The 18147-nt window shown below is 63.2% G+C and carries 16 protein-coding genes; 7 read left to right on the forward strand and 9 right to left on the reverse strand.

Annotated features, from left to right (window positions below):
• Window positions 1–134 precede the first annotated feature (134 nt).
• From AC5O5R_RS22435 to AC5O5R_RS22460, 6 genes are all read left to right on the forward strand, one after another.
• Window positions 135–1469, forward strand: a complete 1335-nt coding sequence (locus tag AC5O5R_RS22435; protein ID WP_172221093.1) for an imelysin family protein — start codon at window positions 135–137, stop codon at window positions 1467–1469.
• Between the two features lie 162 nt (window positions 1470–1631).
• Window positions 1632–3059: a di-heme oxidoreductase family protein gene (locus tag AC5O5R_RS22440; RefSeq protein ID WP_172221090.1), complete on the forward strand. Its 1428-nt coding sequence runs from the start codon at window positions 1632–1634 to the stop codon at window positions 3057–3059.
• A gap of 19 nt (window positions 3060–3078) precedes the next feature.
• Window positions 3079–4143, forward strand: a complete 1065-nt coding sequence (locus AC5O5R_RS22445; RefSeq protein ID WP_172221087.1) for an imelysin family protein — start codon at window positions 3079–3081, stop codon at window positions 4141–4143.
• 2 nt (window positions 4144–4145) lie between these two features.
• On the forward strand, window positions 4146–5243 hold the full coding sequence (locus tag AC5O5R_RS22450; RefSeq protein ID WP_172221084.1) for a DUF1513 domain-containing protein: 1098 nt from the start codon (window positions 4146–4148) through the stop codon (window positions 5241–5243).
• Window positions 5244–5475: 232 nt separating this feature from the next.
• On the forward strand, window positions 5476–6624 hold the full coding sequence (locus tag AC5O5R_RS22455) for an efflux RND transporter periplasmic adaptor subunit (protein ID WP_172221081.1): 1149 nt from the start codon (window positions 5476–5478) through the stop codon (window positions 6622–6624).
• Between the two features lie 13 nt (window positions 6625–6637).
• A complete protein-coding gene (locus tag AC5O5R_RS22460; RefSeq protein ID WP_172221078.1) occupies window positions 6638–9682 on the forward strand; it encodes a multidrug efflux RND transporter permease subunit in 3045 nt (1014 codons plus the stop codon).
• 169 nt (window positions 9683–9851) lie between these two features.
• Here AC5O5R_RS22460 and AC5O5R_RS22465 read toward each other — a convergent pair whose 3' ends face one another.
• From AC5O5R_RS22465 to colR, 5 genes are all read right to left on the reverse strand, one after another.
• Window positions 9852–10085 carry a hypothetical protein gene (locus AC5O5R_RS22465; protein WP_172221076.1) on the reverse strand — a complete coding sequence of 78 codons (234 nt, stop codon included), beginning with the start codon at window positions 10083–10085 and terminating at the stop codon, window positions 9852–9854.
• Window positions 10085–10783, reverse strand: coding sequence for a lipopolysaccharide kinase InaA family protein (locus AC5O5R_RS22470; RefSeq protein WP_172221074.1), 699 nt, complete (start codon window positions 10781–10783; stop codon window positions 10085–10087). The genes AC5O5R_RS22465 and AC5O5R_RS22470 overlap by 1 nt, the downstream gene beginning before the upstream one ends.
• Before the next feature lie 6 nt (window positions 10784–10789).
• Window positions 10790–11470 carry a class I SAM-dependent methyltransferase gene (locus tag AC5O5R_RS22475; RefSeq protein ID WP_172221071.1) on the reverse strand — a complete coding sequence of 227 codons (681 nt, stop codon included), beginning with the start codon at window positions 11468–11470 and terminating at the stop codon, window positions 10790–10792.
• Between the two features lie 107 nt (window positions 11471–11577).
• Window positions 11578–12888, reverse strand: a complete 1311-nt coding sequence (locus AC5O5R_RS22480) for a sensor histidine kinase (RefSeq protein WP_172221069.1) — start codon at window positions 12886–12888, stop codon at window positions 11578–11580.
• Window positions 12878–13561, reverse strand: coding sequence for a two-component system response regulator ColR (gene colR, locus AC5O5R_RS22485; RefSeq protein ID WP_003255215.1), 684 nt, complete (start codon window positions 13559–13561; stop codon window positions 12878–12880). Before colR ends, AC5O5R_RS22480 begins: the two co-directional genes overlap by 11 nt.
• Window positions 13562–13744: 183 nt before the next feature.
• Between colR and AC5O5R_RS22490 the strand changes: the two genes are divergently transcribed.
• Complete coding sequence (locus tag AC5O5R_RS22490) at window positions 13745–14473, forward strand: phosphatase PAP2 family protein (protein ID WP_172221066.1); 729 nt, start codon at window positions 13745–13747, stop codon at window positions 14471–14473.
• Window positions 14474–14575: 102 nt separating this feature from the next.
• Here AC5O5R_RS22490 and groL read toward each other — a convergent pair whose 3' ends face one another.
• The 4 genes from groL to AC5O5R_RS22510 all read right to left on the reverse strand — a co-directional run bounded on the left by groL (window position 14576) and on the right by AC5O5R_RS22510 (window position 18062).
• On the reverse strand, window positions 14576–16219 hold the full coding sequence (gene groL / locus AC5O5R_RS22495) for a chaperonin GroEL (RefSeq protein ID WP_172221063.1): 1644 nt from the start codon (window positions 16217–16219) through the stop codon (window positions 14576–14578).
• A 48-nt stretch (window positions 16220–16267) separates the two neighbouring features.
• Window positions 16268–16561: a co-chaperone GroES gene (locus tag AC5O5R_RS22500; protein ID WP_016488938.1), complete on the reverse strand. Its 294-nt coding sequence runs from the start codon at window positions 16559–16561 to the stop codon at window positions 16268–16270.
• Between the two features lie 243 nt (window positions 16562–16804).
• Complete coding sequence (locus tag AC5O5R_RS22505) at window positions 16805–17266, reverse strand: FxsA family protein (protein WP_172221060.1); 462 nt, start codon at window positions 17264–17266, stop codon at window positions 16805–16807.
• A gap of 64 nt (window positions 17267–17330) precedes the next feature.
• Window positions 17331–18062, reverse strand: coding sequence for a HugZ family pyridoxamine 5'-phosphate oxidase (locus AC5O5R_RS22510; RefSeq protein ID WP_172221057.1), 732 nt, complete (start codon window positions 18060–18062; stop codon window positions 17331–17333).
• Between the last annotated feature and the right edge of the window lie 85 nt (window positions 18063–18147).

Here is an 18147-nt window from a genome sequence, read left to right on the forward strand (position 1 = left end):
GGTTACAGGCCGTGACCCGCATTTACATCAATTGCGCCCCCGCCCCTTTACAGCAAATGCAAATCTTTCGCATGATGTTGTGGTTTCGCGTGCCTCGGCGCACTGTCCAACCACACGACGCAGGAAAACCAATAATGATTCGTATGCCTCTGGCCTCGGCCAGTCTGCTGGCCATCGCCATCGCCCTTGCCGGTTGCGGCGAAAAAGATGACAAGGCTGCTGCTCCGCAAGCCCAGGCACCTGCTGCCGCCAGCACCACCGCTGCCGCGCCAGGGGCCGTCGACGAAGCCGCCGGTAAAGCAGTGGTCAAGCATTACGCCGAGCTGGTCTACGCCGTGTACAGCGACTCGCTGAGCACCGCCAAAACCCTGCAGACCGCTGTCGACGCGTTCCTGGCCAAGCCCAACGACGAAACCCTGAAGGCCGCCAAGGAAGCCTGGTTCGCCTCGCGCGTACCGTACCTGCAGAGCGAAGCGTTCCGCTTCGGCAACACCATCATCGACGACTGGGAAGGCCAAGTGAACGCCTGGCCCCTGGACGAAGGCCTGATCGACTACGTCGACAAGAGCTACGAGCACGCCCTGGGCAACCCGGCCGCCAGCGCCAACATCATCGCCAACACCGAGATCCAGGTGGGCGAAGAGAAAATCGACGTCAAGGACATCACCCCCGAGAAGCTGGCCAGCCTGAACGAACTGGGCGGCTCCGAAGCCAACGTTGCCACCGGCTACCACGCCATCGAGTTCCTGCTCTGGGGCCAGGACCTGAACGGCACCGGCCCGGGCGCTGGCAACCGTCCGGCTTCCGATTACCTGGAAGGCCAGGGCGCCACTGGCGGCCACAACGACCGTCGCCGCGCCTACCTGAAGGCCGTCACCGACCTGCTGGTCAAGGACCTCGAAGAGATGGTCGGCAACTGGGCACCGAACGTGGCCGACAACTACCGCGCCAAGCTGGAAGCCGAATCGGTCAACGACGGCCTGCGCAAGATGCTGTTCGGCATGGGCAGCCTGTCGCTGGGCGAACTGGCGGGCGAGCGCATGAAAGTTTCGCTGGAAGCCAACTCGCCGGAAGACGAGCACGACTGCTTCAGCGACAACACTCACTACTCGCACTTCTACGACGCCAAGGGCATCCGCAACGTCTACCTGGGCGAGTACACCCGTCCGGACGGCAGCAAGGTGACCGGCCCAAGCCTGTCGTCGCTGGTAGCCAAGGTCGACCCGGCCGCCGACGCCACCCTCAAGGCCGACCTGGAAGCCACCGAAGCCAAGATCCAGGTGATCGTCGACCACGCCCTCAAAGGCGAGCACTACGACCAGCTGATCGCTGCCGACAACACCGCCGGCAATCAGATCGTGCGTGATGCCATCGCTTCGCTGGTCAAGCAGACCGGCGCGATCGAGCAGGCCGCAGGCAAGCTGGGCATTTCCAACCTGAACCCGGATACTGCGGATCACGAATTCTGATCGTGCGGTAGCGGTTCATGAAAGAGGCGGCCTTCGGGTCGCCTTTTTGGCTTCTGGCCAACTGACACCGATTTCATCCAGCAATTGCAAATTGCTCTTATTCAAACTTCCCCACCCTGCTAAGCTTGCACGCCGGTTTTTCGCTCACGCCCAGGATTTTCGATGTCCTTGTCGCTGTCCCGACTCCCCCTGCTGCTGCTGGCCCTCGCCCTCGCCGCCTGTGACGACGCCCCGCGTTTTACCCAGGCCGAGCCCGGCGAAGCGTTGTCAGGCGGCAAGGCGACCGTGCAGCGCAGCGACCGCAACGCCTATTCCCTGCCTTCGGCCAACCTCTCGCCCGAGCGGCGCCTGGATTTTGCCGTGGGCAACAGCTTTTTCCGCAACCCCTGGGTGATCGCCCCATCGACCACGACCGCGCGTGACGGCCTGGGTCCGCTGTTCAACACCAACGCCTGCCAGAACTGCCACGTGCGCGACGGCCGTGGCCACCCGCCCGAACTGGATGACAACAACGCCGTGGGCATGCTGGTACGCCTGTCGATCCCCGATCAGCCCTACCTGGCCAAGGTGATCGAGCGCCTTGGCGTGGTGCCGGAGCCAGTGTACGGCACCCAGCTGCAGGACATGGCCATTCCCGGGGTGGCGCCAGAAGGCAAGGTACGGGTGAGCTACAGCAGCCAGACTGTTTCGTTCAAGGATGGCCACCAGGTCGAGCTGCGCAAGCCGACCCTGCAGATCACCCAGCTTGGCTACGGCGTGATGCACCCCGACACGCGCTTTTCAGCGAGGGTGGCGCCGCCGATGATCGGCCTGGGCCTGCTCGAAGCCATCCCCGAAGCCGACCTGCTGGCCAACGAAGACCCGGACGACCGCAACCGCGACGGTATCCGCGGGCGGGCCAACCGGGTGTGGGATGATGCCCAGGGCAAGACCGTGATCGGCCGCTTCGGCTGGAAAGCCGGGCAGCCCAATGTCAACCAGCAGAACGTGCACGCCTTTGCCGGCGACATGGGCCTGACCACCACCCTGCAGCCTGGCGACGACTGCACCGCGGCGCAGGCCGACTGCCTGGCCGCGCCCAACGGCGACGGCGCCAACGGCGAAAAGGAAGTCAGCGACAACATCCTGCGCCTGGTCACTTTCTACACCCGCAACCTGGCCGTACCGGCGCGCCGCGACGTAGGGTCGACGCAGGTACTGGCCGGCAAGAACCTGTTCTACCAGGCCGGCTGCCAGGGTTGCCACACACCGCAATTCACCACCGCCGCCGATGCGGCCGAGCCCGAACTGGCCAACCAGGTCATCGGCCCCTACAGCGACCTGTTGCTGCATGACATGGGCCCGGGCCTGGCTGACGAGCGTACCGAATTCGCCGCCAACGGCCAGGACTGGCGTACCGCGCCACTATGGGGCGTCGGCCTGAGCGAAACCGTCAGTGGCCACAGCCAGTTCCTGCACGACGGCCGCGCCCGCAACCTGCTGGAAGCCGTGCTCTGGCATGGTGGCGAAGCCGAGGCGGCACGCAACTTCGTGCTCACATTCGATGCCGAGCAACGCGCCGCGTTGCTGGCGTTCCTGAACTCACTTTAAACGCGCTAAGGAGCCGGGCATGTTCCGACCCAAACTGTTGTTCACCAGCCTCGCCGCACTTGCTCTCGGTGCCTGCTCGCCGCAGGACCCGCAAGCAGTCACCTCGGCGGCCATCGCCAAGCAGGTGATCCTGCCAACCTACAGCCGCTGGGTCGAAGCCGACCGTGCGCTGGCTGCCAGCGCCCTGGCCTACTGCGAAGGCAAGGAAAGCCTGGACAAGGCCCGCGCCGACTTCCTCAATGCGCAAAAGGCCTGGGCTGAACTGCAACCGCTGCTGGTCGGCCCGCTGGCCGAAGGCAACCGCGCGTGGCAGGTACAGTTCTGGCCCGACAAGAAGAACCTGGTGGGCCGCCAGGTCGAGCAACTGGTCAACGGCGACAAGCCGGTAGACGCTGCCGCCCTGGGCAAGGCCAGCGTGGTGGTACGTGGCCTGTCGGCGTACGAGTACATCCTGTTCGACAGCAAGCCGGACATCGCCACAGCCGAGCAGAAAGCCCGCTACTGCCCGCTGCTGGTGGCCATTGGCGAACACCAGAAGGCGCTGGCCGAAGAGATCCTCAAGGGCTGGAACAGCACCGACGGCATGCTCTCGCAGATGACCAAGTTCCCCAACCAGCGCTACGCCGACTCGCACGAGGCAATCGCCGACCTGCTGCGCTCGCAGGTCACTGCACTGGACAGCCTGAAGAAAAAACTGGGCGCGCCGATGGGCCGTCAGAGCAAGGGCATTCCACAGCCGCTGCAGGCAGAAGCCTGGCGCAGCCATTCTTCCATGAAAAGCCTGGAAGCCACCCTCAAGGCGGCGCAGGCCGTGTGGGTCGGGGTCGACAACCAGGGCATGCGCGGCCTGCTGCCCAGCGATCAGAAAGCGCTGGCCGGCAAGATCGACGACGCCTACGCTACCTCGCTCAAGCTGCTGGCCGACAACCAGAAGACCCTGGGCGAGCTGCTGGCCGACGAGGCTGGCCAGCAAACCCTCAACCAGATCTACGACAGCCTCAACGTCGTCCACCGCCTGCACGAAGGCGAGCTGGCCAAGGCGTTGAACATCCAGCTGGGCTTCAATGCCAACGACGGTGACTGATCATGCTGCGACGCCAGGCCCTCAAACTCGGTAGCGTATTGCTCAGCGCCCTGACCCTGGGCGGCTGGAGCCTGTTCCGCAACAAAGGCAGCGAACCCCTGCTGCTCTCGGCGCGTGACGATGGCGACGGCAAGCACTATGCCGTCGGTTTCCGCCTGGACGGCACCCAGGTGTTCAGCACCCAGGTCGCCCAGCGTTGCCACGCTATCATCCACCACCCCGAACAGCCGATCGCCCTGTTCGTCGCCCGTCGCCCCGGTACCGAAAGCTACTTGGTCGACCTGCGCGACGGGCGCCTGTTGCAGACGATCACCTCGCAGCCGAACCGGCATTTCTACGGCCACGCCGTGGTGCACAAAGGCGGCGAATGGTTGTATGCCACCGAGAACGACACCACCGATCCCGGCCGTGGCCTGCTCGGTGTGTACCGCTTCGAGGGTGAGCGCCTGGTGCATACCGGTGAAATCCCGACCCACGGCATCGGCCCGCACGAAGTGGCCTGGCTGCCGGACGGCGAAACGCTGATCGTGGCCAACGGCGGCATCCGCACCGAAGCCGAAAGCCGGGTGGAGATGAACCTCGACGCCATGCAGCCCAGCCTGGTGCTGATGCAGCGCGACGGCACCCTGCTGAGCAAGGAAACCCTGGCCCAGCAGATGAACAGCGTGAGGCACCTGGCGGTGGGCAGCGATGGCACCATCGCCGCCTGCCAGCAGTTCATGGGCGATGCCGACGAAACAGCCGAACTGCTGGCGATCAAACGCCCGGGCGAGCCGTTCAAGGCCTTCCCGGTGCCAGAGCGGCAGTTGCAGGCGATGGCCCAGTACACCGCCAGCGTGGCCATCCACAGCGAGTTGCGCCTGGTGGCGTTGACCGCGCCACGGGCCAACCGCCTGTTTGTCTGGGACCTGGACAGCGGCGCAGTGCGGCTGGATGCGCCGATGCCCGATTGCGCCGGGGTGGGGGCCGTGAAGGACGGCTTTGTCGTCACCTCCGGGCAGGGGCGTTGCCGGTTCTATGACTGCCGCAAGGCCGAACTGGTCGGGCAGCCGATGAACCTGCCCTCCGGGTTCTGGGATAACCACCTGCATCTGGTCTGAATTTTCTGCTGTAGGTGCCGGCCCTTTCGCGGCTGAAGCCGCTCCCACAGGGACCGCGTAACCCTATGATTACGTGGTCCCTGTGGGAGCGGCTTCAGCCGCGAAAGGGCCCTTGCAGGCATTTCACACCCTTTCTACAAAAAACAGTCAATACTTCCCCCATCCACACGTGGGCAGGATCGCCCGTTGTCGTGTCCAAACGAATAACAACCGTATCCAAGGAACCGGACCTATGCTGCGCCGGCGCATGCTCATCATGTTGGCCGTGGTTCTGCTGATCGTGCTGGCCCTCGCTGGCTACAAGGCGTTTTCGATCTACCAGCAGATCCAGATGTTCACTGCCCCCAAGCCGCCCATCACCGTCGCGGCCGCCTTGGCCGAACAGCGCCAGTGGCAAGAGCGCCTGCCCGCCGTCGGCAGCCTCAAGGCGCTGCAGGGCGTGGAGCTGAGCCTGGAGGTAGAAGGCATCGTCAAAACCCTGTACTTCGACTCCGGGCAAAAAGTGAAGGCCGGGCAGCCGCTGCTGCGCCTCAACGACGACCAGGAAACGGCCCTGCTCGGCACTGCCGAGGCCGACCTGGGCCTGGCCAAAGTCGACTTTGGCCGCGGCAGGCAGCTGGTTGGTGATTCGGCGATCTCGCGCGGCGAGTTCGACCGCCTCAATGCGCAGTACCTGCGCAACCAGGCGGTAGTGGAGCAACTCAGGGCATCCAAGACCAAAAAAAGCATCAGTGCCCCCTTCAGCGGCACCATCGGCATCCGCCAGGTGGACGTCGGCGATTACCTTGCCGCCGGCACGGTGATCGCCACGTTGCAGGACACCTCCAGCCTGTACGTCGACTTCAACGTGCCGGAACAGACCCTGCCTCACCTGAGCCTGGGCCAGCAGGTGCTGGTGCAGGTGGCCGCCTACCCCGGCCAGACCTTCCCCGCCAGCCTCAGCGCCATCAACCCCAAGGTCGATGAAGCCACGCGTAACCTGCTGGTCCGCGCGACCATGGGCAACCCGGACGGCAAACTGCTGCCGGGCATGTTCGCCAGCCTGCTGATCCTGCTGCCCGACCCGCAGCCGCGCGTGGTGGTGCCGGAAAGCGCCATTACCTACACCTTGTATGGCAACTCGGTGTATGTCGCCGCGCCGAAGAAGGACAAGGATGGCAAGCCGGAAAACGACGACAAGGGTCAGCCCCAGCTGGTCGCAGAACAACGCACGGTGCACACCGGCGAACGCCGTGACGGGCTGGTGGTGGTAAGCAAGGGCCTGCAGGCTGGAGAGCAGGTGGTTACTGCCGGCCAGCTAAAGCTCACCCCCGGCGCCGCCATCCGTATCGGCCAGGACAACGCCCTCAAGCCCGACCCGGGCGCAGCGGGCATGGACTGACAGGAGGCTGGCCATGGCGTTCACCGACCCGTTCATCCGCCGCCCGGTGCTGGCCAGCGTGGTCAGCCTGCTGATCCTGCTGCTGGGCTTCCAGGCCTGGAACAAGCTGCAGATCCGCCAGTACCCGCAAATGGAAAACGCCCTGATCACGGTGACCACGGCCTACCCCGGGGCCAACGCCGAAACCATCCAGGGCTACATCACCCAACCGCTGCAGCAAAGCCTGGCCAGTGCCGAAGGCATCGACTACATGACCTCGGTGAGCCGGCAGAACTTCTCGATCATTTCCATCTACGCGCGCATCGGGGCCGACAGCGACCGGCTGTTCACCGAGCTGCTGGCCAAGGCCAACGAGGTGCGCAACAAGCTGCCCCAGGACTCCGAAGACCCGGTGCTGAGCAAGGAGGCCGCCGATGCTTCGGCGCTGATGTATGTCAGCTTCTACAGCAAGGAAATGAGCAACCCACAGATCACCGACTACCTGTCGCGGGTGATCCAGCCCAAGCTGGCCACCCTGCCAGGCATGGCCGAGGCGGAGATCCTCGGCAACCAGGTGTTCGCCATGCGCCTCTGGCTGGACCCGGTGAAGCTGGCCGGCTTCGGCCTGTCGGCCACCGACGTGACCAATGCCGTGCGCCGCTACAACTTCCTCTCCGCCGCTGGCGAGGTCAAGGGCGAATACGTGGTCACCAGCATCAATGCCAGCACCGAGCTGAAGTCGGCCGAGGCGTTCGCGGCGCTGCCACTGAAAACCAGCGGGGACAGCCGCGTGCTGCTGGGCGATGTCGCGCGGGTCGAGATGGGCGCCGAAAACTACGACACGGTCAGCTCGTTCGACGGCACGCCGTCGGTGTACATCGGCATCAAGGCTACTCCCGCCGCCAACCCGCTGGACGTCATCAAGGAAGTGCGGCGGATCATGCCCGAGCTGGAAAGCCAGCTGCCCTCGGCGCTGAAAGTGTCGATAGCCTACGACGCGACGCTGTTCATCCAGGCCTCCATCGCCGAGGTCATCAAGACCCTCGGCGAAGCAGTGCTGATTGTCATCGTGGTGGTGTTCCTGTTCCTCGGCGCGCTGCGTTCGGTGCTGATACCCGTAGTGACCATTCCGCTGTCGATGATTGGCGTGCTGTTCTTCATGCAGATGATGGGCTACTCGCTGAATCTGCTGACCTTGCTGGCCATGGTGCTGGCCATCGGCCTGGTGGTGGACGACGCGATCGTCGTGGTGGAAAACATTCACCGGCACATGGAGGAAGGCAAGTCGCCCTTCGACGCAGCACTGGAGGGCGCCCGTGAAATCGCCATGCCGGTGGTATCGATGACCATCACCCTGGCTGCGGTGTACGCGCCGATCGGCTTTCTTACCGGGCTGACGGGCGCCTTGTTCAAGGAGTTTGCCCTGACCCTGGCCGGTGCGGTGATCATCTCGGGCATCGTGGCCCTCACCCTGTCGCCTATGATGTGCGCCCTGCTGCTGCGCCATGAGCAGAACCCCAGCGGCCTGGCGCATCGCCTGGACCTGCTGTTCGAACGCCTGAAAGCGCGTTATCAGCGCCTGCTGCACGCCACGCTCGACAGCCGGCCGGTGGTGCTGGTGTTTGCCGTGATCATCCTGTGCCTGATCCCGGTATTGCTCAAGTTCACCCAGAACGAACTGGCGCCCAACGAGGACCAGGGGGTGATCTTCATGATGAGCAGCTCGCCGCAACCGGCCAACCTCGACTACCTCAACGCCTACACCGACCAGTTCACCCCACTGTTCAAGGGCTTTCCCGAGTACTACTCGTCGTTCCAGATCAACGGTTTCAACGGCGTGCAAACCGGTATTGGCGGCTTTTTGCTCAAGCCCTGGAACGAGCGCGAGCGTACCCAGATGGAGCTGCTGCCACTGGTGCAGGCCAAGCTCGAGGAAATCGCCGGGCTGCAGATCTTCGGCTTCAACCTGCCGTCGTTGCCGGGCACCGGCGAAGGCCTGCCGTTCCAGTTCGTGATCAACACCGCTGGCGACTATCCGGCATTGCTGGAGGTGGCCCAGCGCATCAAGGCGCGCGCCCAGGAATCGGGCAAGTTCGCCTTCCTCGACGTCGACCTGGCGTTCGACAAACCCGAGGTGGTGGTGGATATCGACCGCGCCAAGGCGGCGCAGATGGGGGTTTCGATGGACACCCTGGGCGGTACCCTGGCGACCCTGCTGGGCGAGGGGGAAATCAACCGGTTTACCCTCGAAGGCCGCAGCTACAAGGTGATTGCCCAGGTGGAGCGAGCGTACCGCGCCAACCCCGGCTGGCTTAACAGCTACTACGTGAAGAACGACCAAGGCCAGTTGCTGCCACTGTCGACCCTGATCACCCTCAGCGACCGCGCCCGCCCGCGCCAGCTCAACCAGTTCCAGCAGTTGAACGCTGCAATCATCCAGGGCGTGCCCATGGTCAGCCTGGGTGAAGCGCTGCAGACCGTACAGGACATCGCCCGTGAAGAGGCCCCCGAGGGCTTCGCCTTCGACTACGCCGGCGTGGCCCGCCAGTATGTGCAGGAAGGCAGCGCGCTGTGGGTCACCTTCGGTCTGGCCTTGGCGATCATCTTCCTGGTACTGGCAGCGCAGTTCGAAAGCTTCCGCGACCCGTTGGTGATTCTGGTGACGGTTCCGCTGTCGATCTGCGGCGCGTTGCTGCCGTTGTTTCTGGGTATATCGAGCATGAACATCTATACCCAGGTCGGGCTGGTGACCTTGATCGGGCTGATCAGCAAGCACGGCATCCTGATCGTCGAATTCGCCAACCAACTGCGTGAAGAGCGCGGCCTGAGCGTGCGCGAGGCGATTGAGGAGGCGGCGGCCATTCGCCTGCGGCCGGTGCTGATGACTACAGCGGCGATGGTGTTCGGCATGGTGCCGCTGATTCTGGCAAGCGGAGCGGGGGCAGTCAGCCGCTTCGACATCGGCACGGTGATTGCCACCGGGATGTCGATTGGCACGCTGTTTACCTTGTTTGTGCTGCCTTGTATCTACACTTTGCTGGCGCACAAATCGGTGGCCAAAGAAACTGCTGTGGCCTGATCGGGCCCTATCGCCGGCAAGCCAGCTCCCACAGGTATGGCGCCAGCTTCAGAAGCGGCGCCGTACCTGTGGGAGCGGGTTCGCCCGCGAAGAGGCCGGCAAAGCACATGCAAAAATGCCAGAGGCCCCGCAGTTGCGAGGCCTCTGGCACTGCTACCTGGCACAGGGTTCAACCGAACGGCCGCAACCCCTGGCGCATGCCGAACAGGAACAGCAACAAGTCCTGATCCGGCTCGGCCTTGGCCTGTTGCTGCACTTTGCCGTCCCGTGGCAACGGACACTGGTCGGCCATCTCGGCCTTGCTGAACACCGTCGGCCTCGGCTCTTCCCAGGCAGCCACAGCGACGGTGGTCACCGCGAGGCCAGCTATCAGGAACAAAGCTCGAGCGATTTCTAGTTTCATTACTCTAACCCTTTGACAGCGCTGCCAAACGCCATCTTGTAAAAGTAGAGCAGCGTCTGCCATTCCGCGTCGTTGAGCGACGAGTGGCGACGCAGCTGGCGCAGGTCGTTACCCGCCGCGCGCTGACAGCTGATGCGGCGCCGGCATTTCTCAAGATCCAGCAGCGCCACTTCGACCCGGGCCTGTTCGCCCTGGCCGATCACCTTGATGAATACGTGCTTGCCATACAGGCAGCCGTGCTGCCAATGCCCCAGGTGCATGCGCGCCAGGTTGTCCGCCAGGTCCTTGAGCATGCGCTCGTGCACCACCTGCGGATACCGCTCGCGGGCACCTTCGGCGTGCCAGGTGTCGAGCTCGACGAAGCCGTCCAGCGCCTCACTGACCAGCAGCGCGCGCCACTGATGCTCGGCATCGCGTTCGGCCCCACAGAAGACAATACGCGGCACCCGCACACCAAGCTGCTCGAAGCTGGTCAGTGCATCCAGTTCGCGTAATACGGTCGGCCGGCCAAAAGGGTGCAGCAGGCTGCGGTAGATGTGCCCGACCTGGCGTTTGGCATACAGCATCTTGCCACTGGCATCATTGAGCCGTTGCACGCCACTTTCGCCACCACGCCGCTGGTTGGGTTCCTCGACCCATTCGCCCTGCTGGCGCCAGTAAAAATCGAACCGCGACTCCCCTTTCTGGGCTACAGCCATCAAACACTACCCCTTGCGCAAAACATAGACTCGCCACATGGCATAGAGCGGCAGGAAGTCCAGACGTTCCTGGATCCTGAAGCCCGCAGCCTTGAATTCTTCTTCAACCGTGTCCGCCGGTAACACGAAACGGTTCTGATAATGGTCCTGTTCCGCCCTGGTGCTGCGGCGCCGCTCCAGTTGTTTACGGCGCCAGGCCTTGAAGTTGCCATCCACCCACAACGACAGGATCACACTATCACGGCTAACCCTTTGAAATTCCGAAAGAATTGTCTTTCTGTGGGCGGCTTCGCCGATGTGGTGGAACAAGCGCATGCAGAAGATGCTGTCCACCGAATTGTCCGGCAGATCGATCGCAAAAGCGGATGTCTGCAAGGGCCGTACCCGTGCCACCACCTCTGGCGGTTGTGCGGCACAGGCTGTCTCGATCATCGCCTCGGAATTGTCGGCGCCGATGATGACGCGGTTGGGCTTTTCGGCCAGCAGCGGCCAGAAGCGCCCGGCGCCGCACGGCAGGTCCAGTACCAGGCCGGGCTCGCCGGCCAACGCCAGGGCGCGCCGCGCCAGCTGCTCATCTCGCTTGTGGGAAAGGCGTCGCGCCAGGCCGTCCTGGTGCTTGAGAAAGTACTCACGCGCGTGGTCTTTGTCGTACTTCTCGGAAAATTCAAGCTTGATGGGGCTACGCATTGGGCATCTCCTGACTCCATTGCGCCCACATTAGGCAGGCAAGCGTTGGAATCAGGTCATGCCGATGTGAAAAATATGTCGAGCGCGTGGCAAGCTGTTACAACAGATTACCCGACCAGCACCTCACCGCCATCCTTGGCGACGGTATTGCTCAGGTCTACATGGAACCGGCAGCCGTGGGGCAAGACCGAGGTCAATGTCACCCGCCAGCCCTGGTCGTCACAAATACGCTGCACCAGCGATAGCCCCAACCCCAGGCCCTCGCCGCGCCGCTCATCGCCACGCACGAACGGCTTGAACATCGCTTCACGTTGCTCTACGGGAATGCCCACGCCACTGTCCTCGACGCTGAAGCCGGTTGCCTCGAGGCTCAGGCGGATGTAGCCGCTGTCGGTGTAATGCGCGGCATTGCGCAACAAGTTGCCCATCACCGATTGCAGGAAGGTGGCGTTGTACAGCACCGGGCTGGCGCTGACCCGGCCATCGAAGTACAGGGTCAGGCCCTTTTGCTCGATGGTGTCGCGCCACACGCCGATAAGCTCCTCGGCCACCTCGCGCAGCGTCGCGCGCGACGCCACGGCACCCTCATCGCGCTGTGCGCGGGCCAGCATCAGGAAAGTCTTGACCAGCTCACGCATTTCTTCCGTGGCCCGCGCCACGCGCTCCACCTGGCTGCGCGAGCGGGTGTCCAGCGTCGGGTTCTCCATCAGCAGCTCGCATGAGGTTGCCAGCACCATCAACGGCGTGCGCAATTCGTGGCTGACGTCGCTGGTGAACAACCGTTCGCGGGTCAGCGCATCGCGCAGGCGGCCCAGGGTATCGTCGAAAGCCACCGCCAGCTGGCCGACTTCGTCCGCGGCATAATCCGGCGCCAGTGGCGGGGCCAGGCCCAGCAACTGGTCGCGGTGGCGCACCTGGCGTGCCAAGCGGATCACCGGCGCCATTACCCGACGCGCGACCAACCAACCGAGGATCACCGCCAGCACCAGGCTAAGCACGAAGCCCACCACCACCACGGCGAACAGCACCCGCTCGCGTTCTTCGAAATCACTCTGATCCTGCAACAACACGTAACGACGGCCATCGACGACCTCGACCATGGCGTGGTACGACAGCTGGTCACGGAACACCTCGTGGAAGCCCCGGTCGAGGTGACGCAAGTCTTTGGGCAGCTCGAAGTCGTCGCGCCCGCCACTGAAGTAGAACAGCTGATCGGGCCGCGGCCGGTGGCTCCAGTCACTGACGCTGTCCATGCGCAGGAGGCGCTGCAGGTCACCACCCAGCACCGAGGAAATCAGCCGTTCTTCGACCAGGTGCACAGTGGCGACGATGCCGAAGGCAAAGGCCCCGGCCACCAGCGCGCTCATCAGCGCAAAAGCGATGATGATGCGCTGGGCAAGGCTTTGCTTAAACTCCATCGCGGCCCTCGGCGAGGCGATAGCCGACGCCATGGACGGTATGCAGCAACGGTTTTTCAAACGGTTTGTCGATTACCTGGCGCAGCTGGTGCACGTGGCTGCGCAGGCTGTCACTGTCAGGGCAGTCATCGCCCCACAGGGCTTCTTCCAGCACTTCGCGACGCAGTACGTGCGGGCTTTTCTGCATCAGTACCGCCAGCAGCTTGAGGCCTACCGGGTTGAGCTTGAGCAGGCGGCCCTGGCGCGTTACCTCAAGGGTGTCGAGGTCGTAGCTCAGGTCGGCCACCTGGAGGGTGCGGCGCCCGCCGCCCTGGGCACGGCGCAGCACCGCTTCGATACGCGCCGCCAGCTCCGACAGGGCAAACGGCTTGAGCAGGTAATCGTCGGCGCCAGAGCGGAAACCTTGCAGGCGGTCATCCAACTGGTCACGGGCGGTCAGCATGATCACCGGCGTGTCACGGCGGGCGTCCTCGCGCAGGCGCTTGCACAGGGTGTAACCATCGATGCCGGGCAGCATGATGTCGAGCACGATCAGGTCGTAGTGCTCGGTGGCCGCCAGGTGCAGGCCCGACAGGCCATCCTGGGCACAGTCGACGGTGTAGCCCTTCATGCCAAGGTAATCGGCCAGGTTGGCCAGGATATCGCGGTTGTCTTCAACCAAAAGAATGCGCATCGGTTTCTCCTGTGCGGCGCTTCTCGCTGTGGTGCGCGGCAGGCGCAGCTTAAGGCCTATGCCTGCACGGTGCCAGCCCCAGGGAAAATTCACCGTACTTGACGGTTTTTTCACTGATCCTTCACGGACAGAGGATAGCGGGCGACTGACAATGCCCGATCCTTTTCGCGCCCTGGAGCCGTCATGCAGCTACAAAACCGCCCTCGCCCGATCAATCTGTGGCTGTACCTGGGCATTCCCCTGGCGACTGCAGTGGCGTTGATCCTGCTGGAGCTCACTTCGGTCGACATGGACGTAGCCAAGCTGTTCTTCGACCCTGCTGCCGGGCAGTTCATTGGCCGCCACAGTTACTGGCTGGAAAACATCCTGCACGACCGGGTCAAGCAGGGGGTGATCTTGCTGGGGGTATTGTCGCTGCTGGCCTTTGCCGCGAGCTTTTTTTTCAAGCCTCTGTTTGGCTGGCGCCGCGAACTGGGCTGCCTGGTGCTGGCGTTGGGCGTGTCCACGGCATTTGTCACGCCGCTGAAGAAAGTCACCCAGGTGCAGTGCCCATGGAGCCTGACCCAGTTTGGCGGCACGGAAACCTACAGCAAGCTGCTGGAGCCACGGCCGGCAACCGACAAGCCCGGGCTGTGCTGGCCTGGCGGGCATGCCGCGACCGGTTTCTGTCTGTTCGGCCTGTTCTTCATGTTGCGTGATCGCAAACCGCGATTGGCGCGGGTGGCGTTTGTGGTGGCCCTGCTGGCTGGGTCGGTGTTGGGGGTGGGGCGGATGATGCAGGGGGCGCACTTTCTGTCGCACAACGTGTGGACGGGGGTGTTCTGCTGGTTGATCGGGCTGGGGTCGTATTACCTGGTGCTGTATCGCCGGAGTATGGCTGAGGCGCCAGCGGCCGAACGTAGCGCAGCCTGAGCCAGGGGCCGCTTTGCGGCCCCCTAGGCCCGCACAGGAAAACGAAAAAGCCCCGGTTCTCGCGAACCGGGGCTTTTTCATGGTGCTAGGGGTAAGGCTGGCTTACATCATGCCGCCCATGCCACCCATGCCGCCCATGTCTGGCATGCCGCCGCCAGCTGGAGCTTCGCTTGGAGCATCAGCAATCATGGCTTCGGTGGTGATCATCAGACCGCCGATCGAAGCAGCAGCTTGCAGCGCCGAACGGGTGACTTTGGCTGGGTCCAGGATGCCCATCTCGATCATGTCGCCGTATTCGCCGGTAGCAGCGTTGTAGCCGAAGTTGCCCGAACCTTGCTTGACCTTGTCAGCAACAACGCTTGGCTCGTCGCCGGCGTTGGCAGTGATCTGGCGCAGCGGCGATTCGACAGCGCGACGCAGCAGGGCGATACCGACGTTCTGGTCTTCGTTGTCGCCTTTCAGGTCAACGATGGCCGACAGGGCGCGCACCAGGGCAACACCACCGCCAGGTACCACGCCTTCTTCAACGGCTGCACGGGTAGCGTGCAGGGCGTCTTCAACGCGGGCTTTCTTCTCTTTCATTTCAACTTCGGTGCCGGCACCGACCTTGATCACGGCAACACCGCCAGCCAGCTTGGCCAGGCGCTCTTGCAGCTTCTCACGGTCGTAGTCCGAGGAAGTTTCTTCGATCTGGGCACGGATCTGCTTGACGCGAGCCTGGATGTCATCTTCAGCGCCAGCGCCGTCGATGATGATGGTGTTTTCCTTGGACAGGGTGACGCGCTTGGCGTTGCCCAGGTGCTCCAGGGTAGCGGTTTCCAGGGACAGGCCGATTTCTTCGGAGATGACCTGGCCGCCGGTCAGGACAGCGATGTCCTGCAGCATGGCCTTGCGGCGGTCGCCGAAGCCCGGTGCCTTGACCGCTGCAACCTTGACGATGCCGCGCATGTTGTTGACTACCAGGGTAGCCAGCGCTTCGCCTTCAACGTCTTCGGCAACGATCAGCAGTGGGCGGCCGGCCTTGGCAACGGCTTCCAGAACTGGCAGCAGCTCACGGATGTTGGAGATTTTCTTGTCGACCAGCAGCAGCAGCGGGCCTTCCAGCTCGGCAACCATGGTGTCCGGCTTGTTGACGAAGTATGGCGACAGGTAGCCACGGTCGAACTGCATGCCCTCTACGACGGACAGTTCATTTTCCAGGCCCGAGCCTTCTTCAACGGTGATCACGCCTTCTTTACCGACCTTTTCCATGGCTTCGGCGATGATTTCACCGATGGAGCTGTCGGAGTTGGCGGAGATGGTGCCTACCTGGGCGATGGCCTTGGAGTCGGCGCATGGCTTGGACAGGTTTTTCAGCTCGGCGACAACGGCAGCGGTGGCCTTGTCGATGCCGCGCTTCAGGTCCATCGGGTTCATGCCGGCAGCGACGGCTTTCAGGCCTTCGTTGACGATGGACTGAGCCAGGACGGTAGCGGTGGTGGTGCCGTCACCGGCAGCGTCGTTGGCCTTGGAAGCAACTTCCTTGACCAGCTGGGCGCCCATGTTTTCGAAGGCGTCTTTCAGCTCGATTTCTTTGGCGACGGAAACGCCGTCTTTGGTGATGGTTGGCGCGCCGAAGCTCTTCGCCAGTACCACGTTACGGCCTTTCGGGCCCAGGGTCGCTTTTACCGCGTCAGCCAGAACGTTGACACCAACGAGCATTTTCTTACGAGCGGAATCGCCGAATTTTACGTCTTTAGCAGCCATGATCGTTTAATCCTTGGAATTCTTTGGAGTAACAGGAAGTCGGGTAAATCAGCCTTCGACAACGGCGAGAATTTCGTTCTCAGCCATTACCAGCAGGTCTTCGCCATCGACTTTCACGGTGTTGCTGCCCGAGTAAGGGCCGAAAACCACTTTGTCACCCACTTTCACGGCCAGCGCGCGAACTTCGCCGTTGTCCAGGATGCGACCGGTGCCGACGGCAACAACTTCGCCGCGGTTTGGTTTTTCAGCGGCCGAACCTGGCAGGACGATACCGCCAGCGGTTTTCGATTCTTCTTCGCTGCGACGGATAACGACGCGGTCATGCAGAGGACGAAGCTTCATTGTCGATCTCTCCCAAATTATGGTTTTCATCGGCCGGTATCGACACCGGCGGGTTGATGCTGTCCGGCGGAGCCGGAAGGTGGCCCGCAAAGGGCGAACCACCTGTGTAATGTCTGGCGTTGCCACCAGAAACCTTGCGGTGACCACATACATGAGGCCGGCATATTCAATTACAAGGCTTGAGATACAAAATTTTTCATCGGGCTACAAAAGACCGGGGCCGCTTGCGCGGCCCCGGTGGTGTTACTTGTCGCGGCGCTCGTACTCGCCTTCGATCACGTTCGGGCGATGCCCGTCATCCCGCGGCTGCGCCTGGAACGGGGCGTCCTGGAACGCACGCTGGCGCATGGCCTGGGCCTCGGCACGCTCACGCATCTTGCGCGCGGCCAGACGGCGGGTGAACGGCAGCAGACACAGCAGGCCCAGCACATCGCTGATGAAGCCCGGCAGCAACAGCAGGCCACCACCGACGGCCAGCATCATGCCCTGGAACATGTCTTCGGCGGGCAGTACGCCACGCTGCAGGCTTTCACGGGCGCGCAGGGCGGTGGCCAGCCCGGCCACCCGCATTACCAGCACACCCAGGGCGGAGCCTGCGATGATCAGCAGCAGCGCCGGAAAGAAACCGATGGCCGCGCTGACCTTGACGAAGACGAACAGCTCCAGCACAGGAAAAATCAGAAACAGCAGTAGAAAAGCACGCATCAAAGATTCCTCAGCGGAAGAGACCTTCCAATAAGACCTCAGATGGATGCGCGCGCTCCGGATTTCAACCCTCGACTTCAGTCGCAACCGGCCACTGGTCGGCGCGCGCCAGCAAAACCAAGGCTTCGCGGACTTGTGTCGGCGTGTTGCAAGTACTTGGGAAAGGCAGCCAGTGCACCCCCTGGCCGATACGCAGGTGCATGCCCTCGCTGTCCACTCCGGCCATCTGCGCCGGCACATGGCGCGGCAGATCGGTCAGCGCCACGTAGTGGGCGATGGCGTCGGCGTGGTCGCTGTTCATGTGCTCGACCATGCTCGCCTCGGCCTTGCCCGCGAACGGGTTGGCCAACGTCACCTGGTCAAGCCAGTGGATCGCGCCGAAACCGCCAATGTAGCGATGGCGCACCGGCTGCAGCACCCAGAAATCGAAGTCATGGGCCTTGTGGTAGTTGGCAGCGTCCGGGAAGTAGCGGTAATAGCGCTGGGCAGCAGCTTCGACAGTGGCCTCGTCGACCAGCTTGTGCGCCTCGGCCATTACCGTCAGGCGCCCCACCGCCTGCACATCCTCGGCCTCGCGCTCACCCACCAGCAGCGAGCACTTGGGGTCTTTCTGCAGGTTGTGGGTGTGCTGGGCGATGCGGCTGATGAGGATCAGCGGGTTGCCGTGGGCGTCCAGGCAGTACGGCACGACCGAGCCGAAAGGATAGCCGGGCATCGACTTGGAATGGGTCGACAGCACGCCGCGGTATTCCCTGAGCAGCAGTTCCCGGGCGGGGCGGATGGCGTTGGTACTCACTTGGGGACGACTCCTGGCTGTGGACTGGACAACAGACAAGATAATCATTATCAGATCCAGTGCCAATGGGGCTGCTGGGCAGCCC

Source organism: Pseudomonas sp. 8_5_2 (assembly GCF_059295255.1).